We start from the raw sequence: 21,288 nt of genomic DNA, 5'->3' as shown, positions 1-21,288 counted from the left end.
GGCCTCTGTGACCGGTGAGGTACGAGTTCTGATCGGCGTCGGCGTGGGCCTGGCCGCCGTTCCCCCCGTCTACTACCTGACCGAGGCGGGCGCCAGAGCGCTGCGGGCCGGGCAGGCGGCCTTCGCCCCGGCCCCCGCCGGGCCGGGGTTGCTGGCGGCGGCGGCCCTGATCGTCGCGTTGCTGGCCGCCTGGCCCGCCGCGGCGCTGGCCTGCGGGCTGCCGCTGGCGGTGGCGGGCGTGCTGTTCGCCCTCGACCTGCGGGCCGCGATCGGCCTGGCGGGCGCGCTGCCCGGCCTGTGGGAGCCGCCGTGGGCCGAGCCGCCCGGCACCCTCGCCGGGGCCACCGGCCTGTACGCCTACACCGGCGCGTTACTGGTCTTCTCGGCGCTGCTGCCGCGTCGTCTGCGATCTATCCTGAGCAGATGAGCAGACGGGACCCCGACCGGCGCAGGGCGCTGCTCGACGCCGCCGACCGGGCCATCCTGACCGAGGGCCCCGAGGTGTCGATGGCAGCCATCGCCGCCGAGGCCGGCATCACCAAACCCGTCCTCTACCGCCACTTCGGCGACAAGAGCGGCCTGTACCAGGCGCTGGCCGACCGCCACGTGCGCACGGTCATCGCCCAGCTCCGGCCGCAGTTCGCCGGGCCCGGCACCGACCTGCGGGCCCGGGCCCGCGCCGCCATCGGCGTCTATCTCGACCTGATCTCGGCCAACCTCGACCTCTACCGCTTCCTGTTCCACCGGGCCAGCGCCGAGGACACCCGCATCCGCTCCCACATGACCTCGCTCGTGCGCGGCCTGGGCGAGGAGCTGGGCCGGGTGCTGGCCGACGAGCGGGTGGTGGCCGACCCGGTGCGGGCGCAGGTGCTCGGCCACGCGTTCGTCGGCATGGTGCAGACGACGGGCGACTGGTGGCTGGAGCATCCGGAGGTCGACCGCGCGCAGGTGGTCGAGGGGCTGGTCGACGTGATCGCGGCAGCCGTCGCCGGAGGCTGAGAGCCCGGCGGACGGGCGGCCGGGCCAGGTCAGGCCAGGTCAGGTCGGGTCAGGTCGGGTCAGGTCGGGTCAGGTCAGGTCGGGTCAGGTCAGGTCAGCAGGCCGAGCAGGTCCCACTCGTTCTGGCAGGCGCGGCGGCCGAGGGCGGCCAGCTCCACCGAGGAGGCGCCGCCGCGCAGGTGCCGCATGGTCTGCATGACGCAGATGATCCCCCATTTCAGCACCCCGAACGTCTCCCACCAGCGCAGCGCGTCGAGGTCGACGGGCCGGCCGCCGGCCTCCTCGTAGGCGGCGGTTAGCTCGGCGTAGCCGCCGAACCCGCCCACGGGCAGCGGCGAGCCGAACCGCCACGCCTTGACGCACAGCCAGCCCAGGTCCTCCAGCGGGTCGCCGGCGTGGGCCAGCTCCCAGTCGAGCACGGCCCTGACGCCCTCCGGGCCGACGATCAGGTTGCCGTTGCGGAAGTCGCCGTGCACGACGGCCGCCGGGGCGGCGGGCGGCCGGTCGGCCGCCAGCCTGCGCAGGGCCAGCTCGAACACCGGGTGCGGCTGGCCGGTCAGGTCGAGCACGTCGCGCCAGCGGCGCAGCGGGTCAGCAGGCACGGCCTGTGGCGCGGACGCGGTTTCTGGCAGGCACGACAGTGGCATGCGGTGGATGGCCGCCAGCGCCCGCCCGCACTGGGCGGCCAGTTTCGGCCTGGCCTCCCGGTACGCCTCGTCTCGCAGGATCCGGCGCGGGATGGTCTCGCCGGGGATCCGGCTCATCAGGACGTACGGCCCGGCGTACGGCCCGGCGTACGGCCCGGCGTACGGCCCGGCGTGCGACCCGGCGTACGACCCGGCGTACGACCTGGCGTGCGGCCCGGTGGGCTGCTGGGCGGGCGGTTCCGCCGGCGGGTTGGTGGGCGGGCCGGCGGCGACGACGTGCGGGACGGGCACCCCGGCCTCGGCCGCCGCCCGCATCAGCCGCGCCTCCTCGGCCAGCCCCGTGCCCGCCTCCAGGGCGGCCCCCGGCCCGTCGAGCCGGAGCACCAGCTCGTGCCGGTCGCCGCCCGGGACGACCACGTCCAGGGCCCAGGTCTCCCTGGAGGCCCCGCCGGTCAGCCTGACCGCGTACGGGACGGCCGCGTCCGGGCCGTACACCTCGCGGGCGATCGCCTCGACGCGGTTCATCGCGGGCCGAACTCCCAGGCGCCGCCGGCCGCGTACGCGCCCAGGAGCCGGCGGCCGACCGCGTCGATGTGCACCTCGTCGGGGCCGTCGTAGACGCGCGCGGCGCGGGCGTGCCGGTACATGCGGTCCAGCGGCGTGTCGGGGGTCAGGCCGGCCGCGCCGTACACCTGGACGGCCCGGTCGATGACGTTGTGCAGCATGCGCGCCCCCACCACCTTGATCGCGCCGATCTCGACGCGGGCCTGCGAGCCGGCGTCCACGGCCTCGGCGGCCTGGAGCGTGAGCAGGCGGGCGGCCTGGATCTCGGTGTAGGAGTCGAACACGTGCTGCCGCATGAGCTGCTTGGCCGCCAGCGGCTCGCCGAAGGCGGTGCGCTCGTGCAGCCGCCGGCACATCAGGTCGAAGGCCCGCTGCGCCTGCCCGAGCCAGCGCATGCAGTGGAAGATGCGGCCGGGCCCGAGCCGCCGCTGGGCGATGGCGAAGCCGTGCCCGCGCTCGCCCAGCAGGTTCGCGGCCGGCACCCGCACGTCCTCGTAGCGCACCTCGCAGTGCGCGCCGCCGAGGCCGAGCACCGGGGTCTCGCGCACGATCGTGTAGCCGGGCGTGTCCGTCGGCACGAGGATCATGGAGAAGGCCCGGTGGGGCGGCGCGTCCGGCTCGGTCCGGCACATCACGGTCGTGTACGCCGCCACCGACGCGCCCGTCGTGAACCACTTGTGCCCGTTGATCACCCATGCGTCGCCGTCGAGCACGGCGGAGGTGGTGAGCTGGGTGGGGTCGCTGCTGGAGACCGCCGGTTCGGTCATCGCGAAGCTGGGCGAGATGTCGCCGCGCACCAGCGGCTCCAGGTAGCGCTCGCGCTGCCCCGGGGAGGCGTGCTCGTGCAGCATGAGCGAGTCCTGCAGCGTGAACGTGCCGAGGGCGAGCTGCCCGTACTCGCTGCGGCCCTGGACCTCGTTGACGTAGACGTAGTCGAGGAAGGGCAGCCCGCCGCCGCCCAGCTCGCGCGGGTGGCCGAGCGCCCACAGGCCCTCCTTCCTGGCCTCGTCCCGCAGCCCGGCCATGGTGGCGGCGGCCCGCGGCCCGCCCTCGTGCAGCACCTCCTCGGCCGGTTCGACGCGCTCGGTCATGAACGCGCGCACGGCGTCGCGGATCGGCCGGACGTGCTCCGGTACGGCGAAGCTCATGGGGTGATCTCAACCGAAATCCGTTGCGCGGTCAACGGTCGGCGCGCCCGCGCAGCAGCAGCGGCCGAAGTCGAACCGCTCGGCGCAGGCCCGCTCCCACAGGCGGGCGGTCTCGCCGCCGGCGCGGGGGAAGACCAGCCGCGCGATCACCAGCGCGACCACCGCCCGCGCCCCGGCCAGGTAGAGCGCCGAGGCCGCGCTCTGGACGTGCGCGCCCGAGACGAACAGGTCGTCCACCAGCAGCACCCGCGCGCCGTCGACGCGGCCCAGCACCTGGAAGGCCCGCTCGTCCGAACGCCGCCGCGCGAGGTTCTCGGCCGCCTGCGCCGACCCGGCCATCAGTACCGGACGGTGCAGCCCCCGCAGGTCGCCGACCAGGTCCACGATCCGCGGCATCGGGCCGAAGACCTCGATGGGCCGGTCGAGCCGGGTGCTGGGCAGCGTGGTGACCATCGTGAAGGGGCCGCCGGCCAGCCGGGTCAGGCACGCGGAGTGGGCCCGGTGGAAACGCGCCACGGTGGCGGCCAGGAACGGCACCCGCCGCACGCTGCCCGGCGGGTCCCTGCGCCGGGTCACGATCGCGTGCAGCTGGGCGCCGTCGCCGTCGCGCACGCACAGCGAGACGGGCACCACGTGCTCGGTGTGACGGTACAGGCCCTGGGTGGTGACCCCGCAGGTGACGCAGAGCCCGGACGGGCCGCCGGCGCCGGTGTGGCAGATCCGGCAGACGCCGGGGCCGGCGGCCGGGACGTTGCGGAAGATCTGCAGGTACGCCTCGGTCACCGCACGGGCGTCGCCCACGGTCAGAAGACGGTCGTCAGCCGGGTCACATCTACAAGATTGACCGCCTGGCGCGCCAGCTCGTCAATGCCCGCTACGACAGTGACTCCTCCCCGGTAGGCCAGCCGGGGCGTCCAGGGCAGGCCCGGCGCGGCGAAGACGTGCTTGCCCTGGGACAGCGCCATCGCCGCCCGCTCGCCGTCGCCCGCGTCGGCGGCGTAGAGCGCGGCGGCCAGCCCGCTGGTCACCAGCCCGGTCACCGCCCGCGTCCGGGCCGTGGCGGCCGTGCCCGGCCAGAACGGCGAGACCGCCACGATGCCCCCGTCCCGCCCGCCGTCCGGGCCGACCGCGACGGCCCCGGTCATCGGCTGACCGTCGTGCGGGCCGACCACGATCGCGCGGCCGCCGGCCGCCGCCGCAGCTGCGGCGGTGCGCGGCTCGTCGCACACGACGGTCAGGCCGGCCGCGGCCAGCGCACGGGCCGCGGCGCAGGCGCCGGGGGCGTCGCCGGTGACCGCCACCGACCGGTGGTCGCCGGCCTCCAGCCGGCCGCGCACCCACAGGAACGGCTGGAGGTTGTAGGCGTAGGCCAGGTTGCCCGGGTAGCCGTCGTCGAGCACGGTCACCAGCGCGGCGGGACAGGAGGCGATGAGCGCCTCGGCCCGGCCGAGGTCGCCCGGCCGCAGCCGCGCGAGGACCCGCGCGGCGTGCGCCCTGTCGTGCCCGCCGAGCCCGCCGAGGTCGCCGCGGACCAGCCGCAGCGCGCTGCCCGCGGCCTCCACGACCCGCGCGGTGTGGTGCCACGGCCCGGCGGTGGCCCTGGTCAGGGCGAGCACCGCGGCCTGCTCCTCGGTCACCGACATATCACCCACCGTCCGGTTGGGACGACCGTACGCGTGCCCACCGACAGAACCGGCTCCCCATCGTGCCGCCCGCGGCCGCCGGGACCGCGCAGACGCGCCGCGGCACGGGAAAGGGCCCGGCGGCCGCGGGACGTCCGCGGCGGCCGGGCCCTTCGGAGGGGACGGGGTCAGGCCGCGTTCTCCTCGGCCTTGCGGGGCAGGACCTCCAGCTCGAACGCGCCCGACCTGACCGCCTCCAGGAAGTTCTGCCAGTCGCGGCGCGGGATCTCCAGGACGACGTCCGGGGAGGAGTCGTGGATGAGCTCCACGTGGTCGTTGATGCGGCAGGCCTTGACGCGTACGTCGTCGTTCATGCTGCGCTCCCTCGGGTTGACTGCGGCTGAGCGGCCCGGGGAGCCGGGGGCCGGGAGCTGCGCCGGGCGACTTTCCCAGCCGTCCGGGCCGTCCGCGTGACCCCGGAGGGCCGGGCCGCTCGGGAAGCGTGCCATCGTCGCGCGGGGGCCCGCCACCGCCGGTATGGGCGGCTCGGTAGAGACACGCCGATCGCGGGCGGAGGTCTGTCGTCCCGGGGGTGGAGAAAGGTCATCCGTGGGCCGGAGGCCTTGACAGGCAGGGCGGTGATCCCTATGCCTGGGGCTGACGACTGGCCGTGCGCGGGCGTACGGCTGCGCAGCCGAGCTGACGGGAGTGCCGCCGATGGCGCAGCCCCATGACGTGCCCACCGCCGCGCAGCTCGTCGCGGCCGTCCGCGGGTTCCTGCGGGACGACGTGCTGCCCGCGGTCGAGGGGCGGGTGCGCTTCCACACGCGGGTGGCGATCAACGTGCTCGCCATGGTGGAGCGGGAGATCGAGCTGGGCCCGGACCAGGCCGCCGAGCACGCCGCGCGGCTGGCGGCGCTGGGCGTGGCCGACGACGCCGAGCTGGCCGCCGCCGTCCGCGCGGGCCGCTTCGACGGCGACGACGCGCTCACCGCCGCCCTGGTCCAGGCCGTCCGGGCCAAGCTGGAGGTGGCCGATCCCGGCTACCTCCAGCGGCCGTGAGCGTCAGTGGGACCCGGCCAGGTCCAGGTCCTTGACGCCCGGGTCACCCTCGTCGGCGAAGTAGTCGCCGCGCCGGGTGGCGTCCGCGCCGTCGGCCACCTTGGCCGCCCGGAAGATCAGCGTGGCGACCGCGGCCACGACCAGGTTGACGATCAGCGCGAGGAAGCCCGCGTAGATGGTCATCTTGGTGTCCAGGCCCAGGTTCGACAGGCCGAAGGCCGAGCCGCCGAAGTGCTCCTTGCCCTTGGCCGGGTTGGGGATGAGGTAGAGCATCCACATGCCCGCCGCCAGGCCCGCGGCCCAGCCGGCCATCAGGCCGCCCTTGTGGAACCAGCGGGTGTACAGGCCGAGCGCCACCGACGGCAGCGTCTGCAGGATGATCACGCCGCCGATGAGCTGCAGGTCGATCGAGAACTGCGGGTCGAGCAGCAGGATGCACAGCACCGCGCCCACCTTGACCACCAGCGAGACGACCTTGGAGACGTTGGCCTCCTGGGCGTCGGTGGCCTCCTTGTTGATGTACTCGCGGTAGATGTTGCGGGTGAACAGGTTCGCCGCCGCGATCGACATGATCGCCGCCGGCACCAGCGCGCCGATGCCGATGGCCGCGAACGCCACGCCGGCGAACCAGTCGGGGAAGAGCTGGTCGAACAGGTTCGGCACGATCGTGTTCGGGTCGCCGCCGACCGGCTTGGTGCCGGCCGCGATGGCCATGAAGCCCAGCAGCGCGATCAGGCCGAGCACGAAGCTGTAGGCGGGCAGCGCCGACATGTTGCGCTTGATGACGTTGCGGTTCTTGGAGGCCAGCACGCCGGTGAGGCTGTGCGGGTAGAGGAACAGCGCCAGGGCCGAGCCGAAGGCCAGCGTGACGTACTGGAGCTGGTTGGCGCCGTTGAGCAGGATGCCGTCGCCCGGCGCGGGGGTCTTGTCGAACTTGGCCTGCGCCATGTCGAAGATGTTGCCCCAGCCGCCCAGCTTGGCCGGGATGTAGATGACCGCGGCGAGGATCACGATGTAGATCAGCGCGTCCTTGACGAAGGCGATCAGCGCCGGCGCGCGCAGGCCCGACTGGTAGGTGTAGGCCGCCAGGATCGCGAAGGCGATGATGATCGGCAGGTGCCCGGTGATGCCCATCGACTTCAGCACGGCCTCGATGCCGACGAGCTGCAGCGCGATGTACGGCATCGTCGCCACCAGCCCGGTGATGGCGATCAGCAGCGCCAGCGTCGGCGACCCGAACCGGGCCCGGACGAAGTCGGCGGGCGTGACGAACCCGTGCACGTGCGAGACCGACCACATCCGCGCCAGCACCAGGAACACCAGCGGGTAGACCACCACGGTGTAGGGCAGCGCGTAGAAGCCGAGCGCGCCGGAGCTGAACACCAGCGCGGGCACGGCCACGAACGTGTAGGCGGTGTACAGGTCGCCGCCGACCAGGAACCAGGTGACCCACGAGCCGAAGCTGCGGCCGCCGAGGCCCCACTCGTTGAGGCTGGCCAGGTCGGTGGGCCGCCGCCAGCGGGCCGCCACGAAGCCCATGCCGCTGACCAGGATGAACAGCAGCCCGAAGACGACCAGCTCGGTCACGTGCCCGCTCATTTGGTCATCCTGTAGACGATCGTGGTGCAGCCGACGCCGACCACGATGAAGGCGAGCTGCAGCCAGTAGAACAGCGGGAAGCCGAGCAGGCGCGGCTCGTCGGAGTTGAACAGGAACGTCAGCAGCGGCAGCACGATCGGCACGACCAGCAGCCAGTTCCACGGGCTGCGGTCGGTACGCGGCGGCTGCCCGGATTCCCCGGTAGTCATCGGCCCTCCGATTGGGGGATCAGGAGCGGCGTGTTGACCGGCTCCTGACAACGTCGTCAATGGAGGGAGATTAGCTTTCCGGTGGTATTAAACCCAATGTCCGGAACATTACGGTTTGGCCTAAATGTCGAGATGAAATCTCAATATGTGAGACCAAGCCACCCCTCGCCAACGGCACGTTAAGTCGCTCCCGGGCCGCGCGGAACCGGGCGATCGGCGAATGGTCGGCTACTCGCGACGAACGGTCACTTCGTCGGCGATGTCGCGCGTGCCGTACCCCTCGGGGGCGGGCACCTCGGTGATCGGATCGGGGCGGTCGTCGAACTCCAGCCGCAGCGCCCGCGCCATGGTGGCGTGCATCTCGTACAGGCAGACGATGTAGGTCAGCTCCAGGATCTGCTCGTCGGGCAGGTGGGCGCGCAGCACGTCGAACACGTCGTCGTGCACCCGGCCGCCGTCGAGCACCAGGCCGTCGGTGTAGGCCAGCACCGCCCGCTCCAGCTCGCCGAACCGGTCGCTGACCTGCCAGGAGGCCACCGCCCGCACCTTCTCCTCGGGCACGCCGAGCGCCCTGAGCTGCTTGCAGTGCTGGGAGTAGACGAACTGGCTCTGCCGCGCCCAGCCCGCCCTGGTCTGCCCCAGCTCGCGCAGCACCGGGTCCAGCCGCGACTCCCGGTAGATCTGGAAGCCCTTGACGCAGTGGCGGAAGATCTTGGGGGCGAGAGCGAAGACCGTCCACCAGTCGCCCGGCGAGCCGGTCGCGGTCCCCGTGCCGTCGGCCGACAGCAGCCGGTCGTGAAAGAACCGGACGACGGGGTCGGTCACCTCCTCGGGCGGCACCCGCCGCAGCCGCGGCATCAGACGGTCCGGTCGGCGGCGGTCCTGGGCTCGTGCCGGACGTCGCCCGGCTGCCCGACCGGCCGCGTCCACGCGGCGAACTCCACCAGGATCCCGTCGGGATCCTTGAAGTAGATGGACCGGACGAAGACGCCCTCGTGCATCGCGGGCGCCACGCCGAACTCGCTGTCGTCGTGGTTGAGCAGCACGCCCACGTCGATGCCCTTGGCCACCAGCCGCTCGCGGTACTCCTCGATGCGCTCGGGCGGCACGTCGAAGGCGATGTGGTTCATCGAGCCGACCGCCGAGAGCAACTCGCCCCGGTCCGGCAGGTTCCTGGGCGCCGAGACCCCGGGCACGCCCTCGGGCGCGTCGGGGAACCAGAAGAAGGCCAGCGCGTTGCCGCCGCCGCAGTCGAAGAAGAAGTGCTGGCCCCAGCCCAGGGGCAGCTCGATCGTCTTGATCAGCGGCATGCCCAGCACGCCGGAGTAGAAGTCGACGGTCTGCTTCATGTCCGAGCAGACCAGGGCGATGTGGTTGACCCCGCGGAGCTCGAATTCGCTGTTCATGGTAATCAACTACTTATCACAGCGTTCTGCCGGAAAACATGACAGCAGGTGGCGGGTATTCGGGCCACGATCGTGCCCGTGATTGTGGTGGTGGCGGGCGCGACCCGCGGAACGGGACGAGGAATGGCGGTCGCCCTCGGGGCGGCCGGAGCGACGGTCTACTGCGCCGGACGGAGCACGCGCGAGCGCCGTTCGGAGATGAACCGTCCGGAGACGATCGAGGAGACCGCCGAGCTGGTGAGCGCGGCGGGCGGGACGGGCATCGCGGTCCCCGTCGACTTTTTGGACCCGGCGGCGGTGGCCGGCCTGGCCGCCCGCGTCGAGCGGGAACAGGGCCGGCTGGACGTGCTGGTCAACGACGTGTGGGGCGGCGACCGCCTGTGGAAGTGGGAGACCCCCGTCTGGGAGCAGGACCTGGACGACGGGCTGCGCCTGCTCAGGCTGGCCGTCGACACCCACCTCATCAGCGCCCGCCATCTGCTGCCGCTGCTGATCCGGCACGAGGGCGGCCTGGTCGTGGAGGTCACCGACGGCACCTGGGAGTTCCACCGGACCCGCTACCGCGAGAACGTCTACTTCGACCTGGCCAAGCTGTCGGTCAACCGGCTGGCCTTCGCCTGGTCCCACGAGCTGCGCCCGTACGGCGGGACGGCGGTGGCCGTCACGCCCGGGTTCCTGCGCTCGGAGGCGATGCTGGACGGCTTCGGCGTCACCGAGGAGAACTGGCGCGAGGCGAAGGCGGACAGCGCGTGGATGGTCTCCGAGACCCCCGCCTACGTCGGTCGCGGCGTGGCCGCCCTCGCCCAGGACCCCGACCGGAGCAGGTGGTCGGGGTCCTCGGTGACCAGCGGCGAGCTGGCCGAGGCGTACGGCGTCACCGACGTGGACGGCAGCCGGCCGCAGGTGTGGCGCTACATCGCCGAGGTCATGGAGAAGGGCGGCGAAGGCGGCTGGGAGGACTACCGCTGACGCCCGCCGCGCGGCCGGGCAGCCCTTCGCAGCCGGGGGAATCCCGGCCGCGCGGGCGTTCTCGAAGCCGGGGGAATCCCGGCCGCGCGGCCGTTCTCAGCGCCGGTAGAGATCGGCCATGCGGGCGGCGGCGTCGGCGACCTGGGCGCGCAGCTCCTCCGGCGCCAGCACCTCGGCCTCCGGGCCGAACCGCAGCACCTGGGTGAAGGCCACCTGCACCGACTCCACGGCCAGCCGCACGGTCCCGTCCGGCAGGAGCGAGGCCAGCGCGTCGTCCAGGGCGGCCGGGTCGGCGACGTACCGCAGCATGCGCCGGCCGGCCGGGGTCAGCCGCAACGTGATCACGTCCCTGAGCAGGGAACGGCTGAACTCGGCCGCCTGCCCGGCCCAGAACGCGGCCAGGTCGAAGTCCGCGTCCCGCTCGAAACGCGGCTCGCGGGCGCGGACGTCCCCCATGCGGTCCACCCGGAAGATCAGGAACCGTTCGCGCAGGCGGGCCACCAGGTACCAGGCGCCCGCCTTCAGCACCAGCCCGTACGGCTCCAGCTCCCGGGTGCGCTCCTTGTAGACCACGGTGACCGGCAGGTCGTTCCACACCGCCCTGGCCAGCGGGGCCAGCGCCGGGGGCGGCGGCGTGTCGGCGGCGTACCAGCCGGGCGCGTCCAGATGGAAACGCTGCGCGGCCGTGGCCGGCGCGTCGCGCAGCGAGGGGGACAGCGCGGCGGCGGCCTTGAGCCGGGCCGTCGCGGCCACCTCCTGCAACCCCATCTCGCGCAGCGCCGCGGGCACCCCCGACAGGAACAGCGCCTCGGCCTCGGCCCGGTCCAGCCCGGTCAGCCGGGTGCGGTAGCCGTCCAGCAGCCGGTAGCCGCCGCCGCGCCCGCGGTCGGCGTAGACCGGCACGCCCGCCTCCGACAGCGCCAGCACGTCGCGGTGCACCGTGCGCTCGGAGACCTCCAGCTCCCTGGCCAGCTCGGCCGCCGTCATCCCGCCCCTGGCCTGCAACAGCAGGACCAGCGACATCAGCCGCGCGGCGCGCACAGCGGCAGCACCACGGCCGAGGGGCGGGCGGGGGAGTGGAACACCTCGACGTCGGCCGGCACCATCGGGCCGCCGGGCGCGCCCACCGGCTCGCCGGTGCCCGGGTTGCGGGCGATCGTCGGGTACGCGCCGGCCGCCACGTGCACCCGGATCCGGTGGTCGCGGCGGAACCGGTGGCCGATCGGCCACAACTCCACCCGTACCCGGCGCACACCGTCGCCGTTCCCTTCGTCGGCGGTGTGCGGGCCCAGCCGGCGCACGCCCTCGCACAGGTTGAGCGAGCGCCCGTCGGGGTGCACGTCGCAGACCCGGACCACGACGTCCACGTGCGGCGTGCTGGACCGGACGTAGACGTCGGCGTGCACCGGGCCGATCATCTCCACGTCCGCCTCCAGCGCCGCGGAGCTGTAGACCAGCACGTCGCGCCGGGCCTCCAGACGCCGCTGGTCACGCGGCCTGGAGTCGGCCAGCAGCACGGGCCCGCCGATCGCCGGCGTCGGGTGGGCGGGGTGGTAGCGGAACCGGTCGGACCCGTCCTCCTCGGGCTCCCGCGGGTCCAGCCCGCCGCCCGGCCGCAGGTGCCAGCGCTGCTCCCGCACGCCCGGCACCGGCCAGTCGGGGTAGTCGCGCCACTCGCCGGCCCCGGTGACGTACAGCCGCACCGGGTCGGCCCGCAGGCCGGACGGGTCGTCCATGAGGTGGGCGCGGAACCAGGCCAGCGCCTCGGCCATCGAGGGCCGCCCGTGCCGGGAGTCGACGTGGTACCAGGGCCCGATCGTCAGGTACGGCCGCCGCCCGGCCGCCCGCATCGCCGCGTAGTCCTTGAGCTGCCAGGGCAGGAAGACGTCGTACCAGCCGCCGAGCATGGTGACCGCCGCCTCCACCTCGCCGACCTTGAGGGAGAAGTCGCGCTTGTGCCAGTACGGCACCGCCGGGTCGGCGTGGTGGGCCAGCAGGTCGCGGAAGAAGCGCAGCGGCCGGCCCGCCGAGGCCACGTCCAGCTCGGCCACCGGCCGCCCCGACAACACGGCCCGGCGGGTCAGCCTGGGGGCGGTCAGCATCGCGGCCCCGCCGACGAAGCGGCGCCTCATGGTGTCGGTGAGCGTGGTCCAGCTCAGCGTCGACTCCAGTGCGAACGCGCCGCCCACGTAGGCGGCGTCCCTGAACTGGGAGGCGGTGATCTGCGTGGCCATGGCCTTGAGCTCGGGCCCGGCCTCGGCGGCGACGGCCCACTGGGCGTAACCCAGGTAGGAGGGGCCGAACATGGCGAACGAGCCGCCGTACCAGGGCTGCCGGCGCAGCCAGGCGATGGTGGCCAGGCCGTCGTCGTGCTCGTCGCCGAGCGGGTCGAGGCTGCCGCCGGAGCCGAAGCCGCCGCGGCAGCTCTGGATGAGCACGTGGAAGCCGTTCCTGGCGAAGCCGCGGCCGTACATCCAGCCGAACAGGCCGCGCCGCCCGTACGGCGAGCGGATCAGCACCGCCGGGGCCGGCCGCCCATGAGCCGGGGCGTAGTGGTCGGCCAGCAGCGTCACACCGTCGGGCATCGGGACGGGGATGTCCCGCCGCAGCCGCACGCGTCTCATGTCCTAACCAGTAACAGATGTGACGGGACAGGTGGTAGCCGGGGGTTACGGTCGCGTAGGGACAAAGGTCCTTGGCAAACTATCCGGTCATGGGACGAATCACTTCGTATGTCGCCCTAGGGGACAGCTTCACCGAAGGACTTGAGGACCCGGCCGACCACGGGTTCCGCGGCTGGGCCGACCGGCTGGCCGAGCACATCGAGGCCGACCGCCGCCAGGCCGGGGAGCCCGGACTGCGGTACGCCAACCTCGCCGTCCGCGGCCGGCTGATCGAGCAGATCGTGTCGGAGCAGGTGCCGAAGGCGGTCGAGCTCGGCGCCGACCTGGTCTCGCTGTGCGCCGGGGGCAACGACATCCTGCGGCCGGGCAGCGGACCGGCGTCCGTGGCCAGGCGGCTGGAGGCGGGCGTCAGGACGCTCACCGAGGCGGGCAGCCGGGTGCTCATGTTCACCGGCTTCGACCTGCGGCACGTGCCGGTGATGCGGCTGGCCCACTCCAAGATCGAGGTCTACAACCTGCACATCCACGACATCGCCCGCCGCTACGACGCGCTGCTGGTGGACCTGTGGCCGATGCGGGTCCTGCGCGACCCGCGCGCCTGGAACGCCGACCGCCTGCACCTCAGCCCCGACGGCCACCGCCGGGTGGCGCTGCGGGCCGCCGAGGTGCTCGGCGTGCCGGTGGCGGAGGACTGGCGTGAGGCGTACCCGGCCAGGCGGCCGCCGGTCTGGACGGCCGCCCGCCGCGAGGACCTGCGCTGGGCCAGGACCTACCTCGGCCCGTGGATCGGCAGGCGCATCAACCGCCGCTCCTCGGGCGACGGCGTCGCGCCCAAGCGCCCCGACCTCGCCCCGCTGCCGACCGCCGCCCCCTGACCCCCGCCCGGTTCCCGGCCCCTTCTTCCGGCCCGCCGCCGGTCCCGGCCGCCGATCCGGCCGCCGGCCCGGGGTCCCGCCGCACCAGGAACGGCGGGACCCCGGACGGTCAGGGCAGCGCCTTGTCCGGGCGCTCGGAGACGCGCACGCCGTTGACCAGCGTGGCCCCCTGCCGGGCGGCGAAGCGCACATTGAGCTGACCGTCGGTCACCTTCACCGTGTACTGCCTGGCCACCGCCGTGTACGTGCCCGCCTCCAGCGCCAGGTCCAGCGCCGGGATCGCGAGCTGGCCCTCGACGAGCACATCGAAGACCCGCTTGCCCATCTGCGTGCTCTTCACCTCGGCGAAGTCCAGCTCCACCGTGTACGTCCCGGCGGGCACGCCGTCGAACCGGTACTCCAGCATGCCCTCCCTGGCCGTCCGGAACAGCGCCTGGTCGCCGGTGCCCGCGATGGTCCTGGACGTGCTCGCCGTCTTGGACGAGGTCGCCACGTAGCCGTACCCGCCCTGGGTCCAGCGGCGGTCGGGCGACCAGGCGTCGCCGTCGGCGTCGGTCAGCGCCTTCGACCCGCCGACGTCGACGGCCACCTGGAACTTGGGCACCACCACGGTCACCTTGATCTCGATGGCCGGCTGCCGCCCGCTGGCCGACTTGACGACCAGCTTGCCGGTGCGCATCCCGCCGGGCGTCACCCCGGCGGCGGAGAGCGTCACCCGCAGCGTCGCCTTCTGACCCTTGGCCAGCTCGCCCGCCTGCGGCGTGACCGACGCCCAGTCGGCGTCGCTGGTCACCGTGTAGGCGGTGGGGGAGCCCAGGTTCGTCAGCTCCAGCGTGCGCGTCCTGGTCGCCCCGGCGGGCGTCACCGCGGTCAGCTCGGCGGCCGAGGCGCTCACCCGGCCGGTGACCAGAGCGGTGTCGATCCTGGTCAGCGTGCCGGGCGCGACCGTGACCGGCTTGGTGAAGGTGCCGTAGTTCTCCTTGGCCACCACCACGTCGTGGTCGCCCGCCGGGACCTGCCCGAAGAACGACCCGTCCGCGCCGGTCGTGAACGAGGCCGCGTCGCCCAGCTTCACCGACGCCCCGGCCAGCGGCTGGCCGTCGTTGGCGTCGGTGACCACGCCGGTCACCAGGCCGTGCCGGCTCGCGGTGAACGTCACGCCGCGGCCGGTGGCCAGCGCCGCCTCCTCGTAGGAGTAGAGCAGCGCGTCCGTGCCGGCCGCGTTCTCGATGCCGACCGTGGCGCTGGAGCCCTGGTCACGCTCGCTCTCGAGGTCCTTGTACCGGAAGGAGACCGAGCCGTCCTCGCCCAGCAGCGCCGCGAACGACACCCGCTCGCCGGTCGCGCTGTAGAAGGTGACGTTGCGCCACTCCACGACGTACTGGCGGTGCGGGGCGGTGCCTACCACGCCGGTGTAGACGCCCGCCTCGGCGTCCACCTTCAGGTCGTCCCAGTACGGGTAGACCGCGTTGTTCGGCGTGCCCGTGCCCGGCAGGCGGCTGTTGCTGCCCGTGGTGACCCGGTCGGCGGCGAAGGTGACGAACCCGTTCGTGCTGATCCACGCCCTGGACTGCCCGGTGCCGTAGAATGGGACCGCGAACGGCAGCGTCACCTGCACGGCCTCGTCGTCGCCGGTCAGCGCCAGCTTCTCGGTCCCGGCGACGTACGGCTGCGCCGCCGCCCGGCAGGTGTAGCCGAAGCCGTCGCCGCGCAGCGGCAGCTCCACGTCCCTGACCGTGTCGCCGTCCACGGCGACCTGCGCGCTCGCGCCGCTGGAGCAGCGCGAGACCGGCGTGACCGTCAGCGTGTACGTCCCGCGCGGCAGCGTCATCGTGTACCGGCCGGAGGCGTCGGTGACCGCGCTCACCGGCGTGCCGCCGGCGGCCACGGTCGCGCCCGGCTCGGGCACGCCGGCCGTGCTGACCGTGCCCGACAGCGTGCCGGACGGCTGCCGGACGAGCGTCACGTCGCCGGTCGTGACCTGATCGGCGGTCACCGTGGCCGTGGCGCTCCCGCGGTCGTAGCCGAACTTCTCCGCCGTCAGCGCGTACTCGCCGGGCAGCAGGCGCGGGATCGTGTACGTGCCGTCCTGGCCGGTGACCACCGAGCGGGCCAGCGGCCCGGTCACCTTGACCGTCACGCCCGGCACCGGCTCGCCCGCCGCGGTGACCGTGCCGCGCAGCTCGCCCAGCCCCTCGTCCGGCGCGGCCTGGACGGCGGCGTAGGCGTCCAGGCGGCCCTCGCCCCAGACGTTGTTGTCGGCCGCGGTGCCGCCGCAGCTCGTGTCGGCCACGTCGATCGCCGTGCGGTCCAGCAGCGGCCGGGTCGCGGCCACGTCGCCCTGCAGCCGGGGCGCGGCCGACCAGATCAGCGCCACCGTGGCGGCCACGTGCGGTGAGGCCATCGAGGTGCCGGTGTAGGAGTCGTAGTCGTCGTCCGGGACCGAGGAGCGCACGTTCACCGCGGGGGCCGCGATGTTCGGCTTGATCTCGCCGTCCTGGCCCTCGCCCTTGCTCGACCTGGCGTACAGCACGTTGTTGACGTCGAAGCCGCCCGCGCTGTAGCTGATGGCGTACTGGCCGGGCGAGCCGCTGGTGCGGCAGGCCGGGCCCTCGTTGCCGTTGGCGAAGGCGGGGAAGATGCCCGCGGCCACCCACGCCTGGACGGTCTCGACGTACCAGGGGTCGAACCCGTTGCCGCCCCAGGAGTTGTTGACGATGTCCGGCGCGAGGTCGGGACGCGGGTTGGCGCCGTTCAGGTCGGTCGGGGCCAGCACCCACTGGCCGGCGGCCAGCAGCGAGGCGTCGGTGCAGGTGTTGACCTCGCAGCCCTTGGCGGCGATCCAGCGCACGCCGGGCGCCACGCCGATGCCGTTCGCGCCCGCCATCGTGCCCATGACGTGCGTGCCGTGGCCGTTGTTGTCGCACGGCGCCGCCGACGGGCAGACGCGCGCCGGGTCGAACCAGTTGTAGTCGTGGGTGTAGGAGCCGTCGGGGTTCCTGCCCCGGTAGCTCGCGGCCAGGTCGGGGTGGTCGTACTGGACGCCGGAGTCGATCGAGGCGACCACGATGCCCTCGCCCCGGTCGCCCAGCTCGCTCCACACCCGCGGGGCGCCGATCCGGTCGACGTTCCACTCGACCGCGCCGGCCCTGGGCTCGGCCCGGCCGGTCACCGGCTCGGGCAGCGCCACGACGGTGACCGGGTCGATCCGGTCCACCTCGGGCAGCTCGCTGATCGCCGACGCCAGCTTGGCGTCCGCGGTCACCCGTACGGCGTCGACGATCCAGTACGAGGTGTAGTCGGCCTTCTGGGCCTCCAGCAGCTTGACCAGCCCGGCCTGCGAAGCCTTGGCCCGCTCGGTCTTGGCCTGGTAGACCAGCTGCGTCCTGGCCCGTTTGGTGGCGGCCCGGCGGGCGGCGCCGAGGTCGGCGGTGCCCTTCATCCGGACCCAGAAGGTGGCCTTGCCGTCCTCGTCCAGGTCGGCCTGGACGGCCTGGGAGATCTTGCCGGGATCGGGCGCCGCCTGCGCCGGGGCCTGGGGGACGGCCAGGGCGGCGGCGGTGACGATCCCGGTCAGGATCGCACGCCAGGTGAGGGTGTTGCGCACGTGCTCTCCTTCACGACGTTCACGACGGTGAGGAAGAGGTGATCTTTCCGCCTCTGTCGAGAAGGGTGAAGAGATCCTGTCGGGAAAGCAAGGGCGCTGATCCTAACAAGCTCGGATAAGTCCCGAAATGTAATGTGGTCAGCTGAAATGTCGCCACATCGGCCAGGTGGCGGACCACGGCCGCACCGGATCCCGGCACAGCCACACCGGCATGCCCTGCTCCTCGTTGTCGACGTCCGCGCCGTTGTCCACGCGGGCCTTCTGCTCGCAGGAGCCGAACATCGCACGGGCCCGGCCGCCCGCGTTCACCAGGATCGTCACGGTCGCGTCGTCCGGCGGCGGGCCGTACGCCCAGAGCTGGTTGTGGCCGGAGTACACGCGGGTCAGGCCCGCCCGGGCAAGGGCGCCGTACTCGCCGTAGTTGCCCGTCACGACCACCGCGCGGGCCCGCTCGTCCGGCGGCAACGCCCGCAGCACGCCGCCGACGGCCGCGGCGAAGCGCGGCCAGCCGACCGACTCGCGGGCCACCTCGTTGATCGCCGGCACCGGCGTGCCGGCCAGCGCGCCGACCGGCACGAGCGGCAGCGCGAGCACCGCGCAGGCCGCCGCGTTGACCGCGAGGAACGCCCACGCCGCGCGCACCCGCCCGGCCCGCGCCCGCGACACGCTCACGCACCCGGCCGCGAACAGCGCCACGATCAGCCCCGCGGTGTAGTCGAAGCGCCCGCCGCTGACCAGCGTCAGCACCGCCGTCACCGGATAGGCCACGGCCAGCGCCCGCACCCGCCGGTCGCGCCACAGCCGGACGAACCCCAGCGCCGCGACCACCGACACCACCGGCCCGAACAGCGTGAGCTGCATCGGCACGAACATCATCCGCATCTCGGCGCCCTTGTCGGCGCTGAGCGCGGCGGCCATCGACAACTGCGGCCAGTCGTGCGTGGCCTGGTAGACCAGGTTCGGCGCGGCCAGCACGGCGGCGAGCAGCGCGCCGCCCCACAACCACGGGCCGGCCAGCGCCCGCCGCGGCCCGGCGATCAGCAGCCCCGCCGCCAGGCCCAGCACCAGCAGCGCGATGAGGTGCTTGTTGTAGGTGGCCAGCCCGATCACCGCGCCCGCCGCGAGCCACCAGCGCGGCTGCCCGCGCAGCAGCGCCCGGAGCGCGAACAGGATCGCCGCCGTCCACAGCGGCAGGTCGAAGCTGACCGTCAGCAGCGTGTGCGCCGCGATCAGCGTGTACGCCCCGGTCGCCGCGCCCACGGCGGCCATCGTCTGGGCGAGCCGGTCGCCGCCCAGCTCCCTGGCCACCAGCGCCACCAGCACGACCACGGCCGCCGCGGCCAGCGCGGGGAACACCCGCAGCGCCGTCACCGTGTCGCCGAACAGCCCGAGCGCCGCCTTGGCCAGCATCGGCGTCAGCGGGGGCTGGTCGACGTACCCCCAGGCCGGGTGGCCGGCCAGGACCCGGAAGTACAGCTCGTCGCGGTGGTAGCCGTACCAGGGGCTCAGTGCGAGGGCCACGCCGGCGGTCAGGACCGCGGTCACCGTCACCGGACGCCACGCCCAGGGCCGTTCCATGGACGTCGAGGCTAGATCCATTACCCGCCGTTTGTCACTGCCGGAGCGGGTGTCGCGTTGCGCGATCTTGGTCCGGCGGTTAACCTGGGGGCATGCGAAATCGCCCTCAGATCCAGTGGTGGCGCCGCTCCTAGGCGGCGCGTTTTCGCATTCCTCTCAAAGGACGGCCGCCCCGGATGGCGGCCTTTCTCGTGTCCGCCCCCGGGGCCTCATGATGTGACGTGGTAAGGGGCAGCAAGTGGAGAGCAGCGGATATACCACCGCCGGGGGCGTCGGCGTCGAGCGCGAGGCACGCGACGTGTCGGAAGAGGCGCTCGAAGAGATCGTCACCGCGCTCGGCGAGCGGCGCGGCGGCGCCTTCTCGTCGGGCATGGACTACCCGGGCCGCTACAGCCGATGGGCCTTCGGCTACGTCGACCCCTGCCTGGAGCTGGTCGCCAAGGGGCGGGTCATCTCGGCGACCGCGCTCAACGAGCGCGGCAGGGTCGTGCTGCCCGCCGTGGCCTCCTGCCTGCTGGCCGCGGGCAAGCCGGTCAGCGAGCCGACGCCCGACCGCGTCGAGGTGCACGTCCCCGAGTCCGAGGACCTGCTGCCGGAGGAGATGCGCAGCCGCCGGCCCACCGTGTTCACCGCGATCCGCGAGGTCATCGCCGCCTTCGCGGGCGACGACCCCCACCTCGGCCTCTACGGCTCCTTCGGCTACGACCTGGCCTTCCAGTTCGAGCCCATCCGGCAGGAGCTGGCCCGTCCCGACGACCAGCGCGACCTGGTGCTCCACCTGCCCGACCGGATCGTCGTCATCGACCGCCAGCGCGAGACCAGCGTCGAGTACCGCTACGAGTTCACCGTCGACGGCGCCACCACCCGCGGCCTGGAGCGCACCGGCACCTCCGTCCCGCAGGTCGTCCCCGGCGAGCTGCCGAAGGACCCCGTGCGCGGCGAGTACGCCAAGGTCGTGGCCGCCGCCAAGGAGCGGTTCAAGCGCGGCGACCTGTTCGAGGTCGTGCCCGGCCAGATCTTCCACGCCGTCTGCACCGACCCGTCGGCCTTCTACCGCAGCCTGCGCCACAGCAACCCGGCGCCGTACGAGTTCATCATCAGCCTCGGCGACGGCGAGCACCTCGTGGGCGCCTCGCCCGAGATGTACGTCCGGGTCAACGGCGACCGCGTCGAGACCTGCCCCATCTCCGGCACCATCGCCCGCGGCAGCAACCCGGTCGAGGACGCCGAGGCCATCCGCACCCTCCTGAGCAGCGTCAAGGAGGAGTCGGAGCTGACCATGTGCACCGACGTCGACCGCAACGACAAGTCGCGCATCTGCGTCCCCGGCACGGTCAAGGTCATCGGCCGCCGCCAGATCGAGCTCTACTCGCGCCTGATCCACACCGTCGACCACATCGAGGGCCGGCTGCGTCCCGAGTTCGACGCCCTCGACGCCTTCCTCACCCACATGTGGGCCGTCACCGTCACCGGCGCCCCCAAGACGTGGGCCATGCAGTTCATCGAGGACCACGAGGCCACCACCCGCCGCTGGTACGGCGGCGCCATCGGCTTCATCGGCTTCGACGGCTCCATGAACACCGGCCTGACCCTGCGCACCGCCCAGATCAAGAACGGCGTGGCCACCGTCCGGGCCGGGGCGACCCTGCTGTTCGACTCCGACCCCGAGGCCGAGGAGCGCGAGACCGAGCTCAAGGCCAGCGCCCTGCTCGGCGCCCTGGCCGCGGTCAACCAGCCCGGCGCCGTCCCGCCCGCCGTGGTCAGGGAGCAGCCGGGGGCCGGCATGAAGGTGCTGCTCGTCGACCACGAGGACTCCTTCGTCAACACGCTGGCCGACTACTTCCGCCAGGAGGGGGCCGACGTGGTGACGCTGCGCCACGGCTTCCCGGCCCACACCATCGACGACGTCGCGCCCGACCTGGTCGTGCTCTCGCCCGGCCCCGGCTGGCCGTCCGACTTCGGCATGGCCGCGCTCATCGACGAGATCTACGCCCGCGACCTGCCCGTCTTCGGCGTGTGCCTGGGCCTGCAGGCCATGGTCGAGCACGCCGGCGGCTCGCTGGAGCTGCTCGACTACCCCGAGCACGGCAAGCGCGGCCAGGTCAGCCGCCTCGGCGACAGCGCGCTGCTGGCGGGGCTGCCCGAGGAGTTCACCGCGGCCCGCTACCACTCGCTGCACGCCAAGCGGCCCGGCGTGGTCGGCTTCACCCCGACCGCGCTCACGCCCGACGGCAACGTCATGGCCATCGAGGACGTCGAGCGGCGGCGCTTCGCCGTGCAGTTCCACCCCGAGTCGATCCTCACCCAGGAGGGCGGCGCGGGCGCGAAGATCATCGCGAACGTGCTGCGCCTCACCCGGCGCTGACCCGGGCCGGTTCG

Annotated in this window: 19 protein-coding genes; 6 read left to right on the top strand and 13 right to left on the bottom strand. The window is 73.4% G+C overall.

The features are described from left to right. The first annotated feature begins 7 nt into the window (after positions 1-7). Positions 8-427, top strand: coding sequence for a hypothetical protein (locus ACFYYW_RS21715; protein WP_387650865.1), 420 nt, complete (start codon positions 8-10; stop codon positions 425-427). After that, complete coding sequence (locus ACFYYW_RS21710) at positions 424-999, top strand: TetR/AcrR family transcriptional regulator (RefSeq protein WP_352327736.1); 576 nt, start codon at positions 424-426, stop codon at positions 997-999. Before ACFYYW_RS21715 ends, ACFYYW_RS21710 begins: the two co-directional genes overlap by 4 nt. Before the next feature lie 89 nt (positions 1,000-1,088). Here the strand turns inward: ACFYYW_RS21710 and ACFYYW_RS21705 are convergent, their stop codons facing one another. The 5 genes from ACFYYW_RS21705 to ACFYYW_RS21685 all read right to left on the bottom strand — a co-directional run bounded on the left by ACFYYW_RS21705 (position 1,089) and on the right by ACFYYW_RS21685 (position 5,354). Next, positions 1,089-2,171 (bottom strand): phosphotransferase family protein, encoded by a 1,083-nt coding sequence (locus ACFYYW_RS21705; RefSeq protein ID WP_387650863.1) that lies wholly within the window; start codon positions 2,169-2,171, stop codon positions 1,089-1,091. Continuing rightward, positions 2,168-3,358 (bottom strand): acyl-CoA dehydrogenase family protein, encoded by a 1,191-nt coding sequence (locus ACFYYW_RS21700; RefSeq protein ID WP_387650862.1) that lies wholly within the window; start codon positions 3,356-3,358, stop codon positions 2,168-2,170. The genes ACFYYW_RS21705 and ACFYYW_RS21700 overlap by 4 nt, the downstream gene beginning before the upstream one ends. 9 nt (positions 3,359-3,367) lie before the next feature. Then, the gene (locus ACFYYW_RS21695; RefSeq protein WP_352327739.1) at positions 3,368-4,159 is read right to left on the bottom strand and encodes a hypothetical protein; all 792 of its coding nucleotides are present in this window, start codon (positions 4,157-4,159) and stop codon (positions 3,368-3,370) included. A gap of 2 nt (positions 4,160-4,161) precedes the next feature. After that, positions 4,162-5,001, bottom strand: a complete 840-nt coding sequence (locus tag ACFYYW_RS21690; protein WP_387650860.1) for a hypothetical protein — start codon at positions 4,999-5,001, stop codon at positions 4,162-4,164. Between the two features lie 167 nt (positions 5,002-5,168). Then, on the bottom strand, positions 5,169-5,354 hold the full coding sequence (locus ACFYYW_RS21685) for a hypothetical protein (RefSeq protein WP_364390428.1): 186 nt from the start codon (positions 5,352-5,354) through the stop codon (positions 5,169-5,171). 343 nt (positions 5,355-5,697) lie between these two features. Here ACFYYW_RS21685 and ACFYYW_RS21680 point away from each other — a divergent pair, with 343 nt between their 5' ends. After that, on the top strand, positions 5,698-6,042 hold the full coding sequence (locus ACFYYW_RS21680; RefSeq protein ID WP_364420282.1) for a DUF6285 domain-containing protein: 345 nt from the start codon (positions 5,698-5,700) through the stop codon (positions 6,040-6,042). A 3-nt stretch (positions 6,043-6,045) separates the two neighbouring features. On the opposite strand, the gene mctP is transcribed toward ACFYYW_RS21680, so the two are convergent. The 4 genes from mctP to ACFYYW_RS21660 all read right to left on the bottom strand — a co-directional run bounded on the left by mctP (position 6,046) and on the right by ACFYYW_RS21660 (position 9,256). Further along, positions 6,046-7,641 (bottom strand): monocarboxylate uptake permease MctP, encoded by a 1,596-nt coding sequence (gene mctP, locus ACFYYW_RS21675; RefSeq protein WP_352329977.1) that lies wholly within the window; start codon positions 7,639-7,641, stop codon positions 6,046-6,048. Continuing rightward, the gene (locus tag ACFYYW_RS21670) at positions 7,638-7,850 is read right to left on the bottom strand and encodes a DUF3311 domain-containing protein (protein ID WP_352329975.1); all 213 of its coding nucleotides are present in this window, start codon (positions 7,848-7,850) and stop codon (positions 7,638-7,640) included. The genes mctP and ACFYYW_RS21670 overlap by 4 nt, the downstream gene beginning before the upstream one ends. 228 nt (positions 7,851-8,078) lie before the next feature. Beyond that, on the bottom strand, positions 8,079-8,708 hold the full coding sequence (locus ACFYYW_RS21665; protein ID WP_387650858.1) for a carboxymuconolactone decarboxylase family protein: 630 nt from the start codon (positions 8,706-8,708) through the stop codon (positions 8,079-8,081). Next, positions 8,708-9,256: a VOC family protein gene (locus tag ACFYYW_RS21660; RefSeq protein ID WP_352329972.1), complete on the bottom strand. Its 549-nt coding sequence runs from the start codon at positions 9,254-9,256 to the stop codon at positions 8,708-8,710. Before ACFYYW_RS21660 ends, ACFYYW_RS21665 begins: the two co-directional genes overlap by 1 nt. Before the next feature lie 78 nt (positions 9,257-9,334). Between ACFYYW_RS21660 and ACFYYW_RS21655 the strand changes: the two genes are divergently transcribed. Beyond that, positions 9,335-10,225: an SDR family oxidoreductase gene (locus tag ACFYYW_RS21655; protein ID WP_387650856.1), complete on the top strand. Its 891-nt coding sequence runs from the start codon at positions 9,335-9,337 to the stop codon at positions 10,223-10,225. Between the two features lie 96 nt (positions 10,226-10,321). On the opposite strand, the gene ACFYYW_RS21650 is transcribed toward ACFYYW_RS21655, so the two are convergent. Both ACFYYW_RS21650 and ACFYYW_RS21645 read right to left on the bottom strand, forming a co-directional pair. Further along, positions 10,322-11,266 (bottom strand): helix-turn-helix transcriptional regulator, encoded by a 945-nt coding sequence (locus ACFYYW_RS21650; protein ID WP_387650855.1) that lies wholly within the window; start codon positions 11,264-11,266, stop codon positions 10,322-10,324. Further along, positions 11,248-12,849: a CocE/NonD family hydrolase gene (locus ACFYYW_RS21645; protein ID WP_387650854.1), complete on the bottom strand. Its 1,602-nt coding sequence runs from the start codon at positions 12,847-12,849 to the stop codon at positions 11,248-11,250. Before ACFYYW_RS21645 ends, ACFYYW_RS21650 begins: the two co-directional genes overlap by 19 nt. 89 nt (positions 12,850-12,938) lie before the next feature. On the opposite strand from ACFYYW_RS21645, the gene ACFYYW_RS21640 reads away from it, so the two are divergent. After that, positions 12,939-13,724, top strand: a complete 786-nt coding sequence (locus ACFYYW_RS21640) for an SGNH/GDSL hydrolase family protein (protein WP_387650852.1) — start codon at positions 12,939-12,941, stop codon at positions 13,722-13,724. Positions 13,725-13,833: 109 nt separating this feature from the next. On the opposite strand, the gene ACFYYW_RS21635 is transcribed toward ACFYYW_RS21640, so the two are convergent. Continuing rightward, entirely contained in the window at positions 13,834-17,331 is a 3,498-nt protein-coding gene (locus ACFYYW_RS21635; RefSeq protein ID WP_387650851.1) for a S8 family serine peptidase, read from the bottom strand. 138 nt (positions 17,332-17,469) lie between these two features. Further along, complete coding sequence (locus tag ACFYYW_RS21630; protein WP_387650849.1) at positions 17,470-18,909, bottom strand: glycosyltransferase family 39 protein; 1,440 nt, start codon at positions 18,907-18,909, stop codon at positions 17,470-17,472. Positions 18,910-19,147: 238 nt separating this feature from the next. Between ACFYYW_RS21630 and ACFYYW_RS21625 the strand changes: the two genes are divergently transcribed. Next, the gene (locus tag ACFYYW_RS21625; protein WP_387650847.1) at positions 19,148-21,274 is read left to right on the top strand and encodes an anthranilate synthase component I; all 2,127 of its coding nucleotides are present in this window, start codon (positions 19,148-19,150) and stop codon (positions 21,272-21,274) included. Positions 21,275-21,288 lie beyond the last annotated feature (14 nt).

It is taken from the genome of Nonomuraea sp. NPDC001831 (assembly GCF_042892035.1).
In the GTDB taxonomy this organism is placed as follows: Bacteria; Actinomycetota; Actinomycetes; order Streptosporangiales; family Streptosporangiaceae; genus Nonomuraea.
Note: the sequence above shows the minus strand (reverse complement) of the source record. Positions and strands in the feature narration are given on the sequence as shown.

Bases quoted from the DNA above. Each gene is read 5' to 3' on its own strand.
- ACFYYW_RS21710 (WP_352327736.1), top strand. From the start codon at position 424: ATGAGCAGACGGGACCCCGACCGGCGCAGGGCGCTGCTCGACGCCGCC.
- ACFYYW_RS21705 (WP_387650863.1), bottom strand. From the start codon at position 2,171: ATGAACCGCGTCGAGGCGATCGCCCGCGAGGTGTACGGCCCGGACGCG.
- ACFYYW_RS21700 (WP_387650862.1), bottom strand. From the start codon at position 3,358: ATGAGCTTCGCCGTACCGGAGCACGTCCGGCCGATCCGCGACGCCGTG.
- ACFYYW_RS21690 (WP_387650860.1), bottom strand. From the start codon at position 5,001: ATGTCGGTGACCGAGGAGCAGGCCGCGGTGCTCGCCCTGACCAGGGCC.
- ACFYYW_RS21685 (WP_364390428.1), bottom strand. From the start codon at position 5,354: ATGAACGACGACGTACGCGTCAAGGCCTGCCGCATCAACGACCACGTG.
- ACFYYW_RS21680 (WP_364420282.1), top strand. From the start codon at position 5,698: ATGGCGCAGCCCCATGACGTGCCCACCGCCGCGCAGCTCGTCGCGGCC.
- mctP (WP_352329977.1), bottom strand. From the start codon at position 7,641: ATGAGCGGGCACGTGACCGAGCTGGTCGTCTTCGGGCTGCTGTTCATC.
- ACFYYW_RS21670 (WP_352329975.1), bottom strand. From the start codon at position 7,850: ATGACTACCGGGGAATCCGGGCAGCCGCCGCGTACCGACCGCAGCCCG.
- ACFYYW_RS21665 (WP_387650858.1), bottom strand. From the start codon at position 8,708: ATGCCGCGGCTGCGGCGGGTGCCGCCCGAGGAGGTGACCGACCCCGTC.
- ACFYYW_RS21660 (WP_352329972.1), bottom strand. From the start codon at position 9,256: ATGAACAGCGAATTCGAGCTCCGCGGGGTCAACCACATCGCCCTGGTC.
- ACFYYW_RS21645 (WP_387650854.1), bottom strand. From the start codon at position 12,849: ATGAGACGCGTGCGGCTGCGGCGGGACATCCCCGTCCCGATGCCCGAC.
- ACFYYW_RS21640 (WP_387650852.1), top strand. From the start codon at position 12,939: ATGGGACGAATCACTTCGTATGTCGCCCTAGGGGACAGCTTCACCGAA.
- ACFYYW_RS21630 (WP_387650849.1), bottom strand. From the start codon at position 18,909: ATGGAACGGCCCTGGGCGTGGCGTCCGGTGACGGTGACCGCGGTCCTG.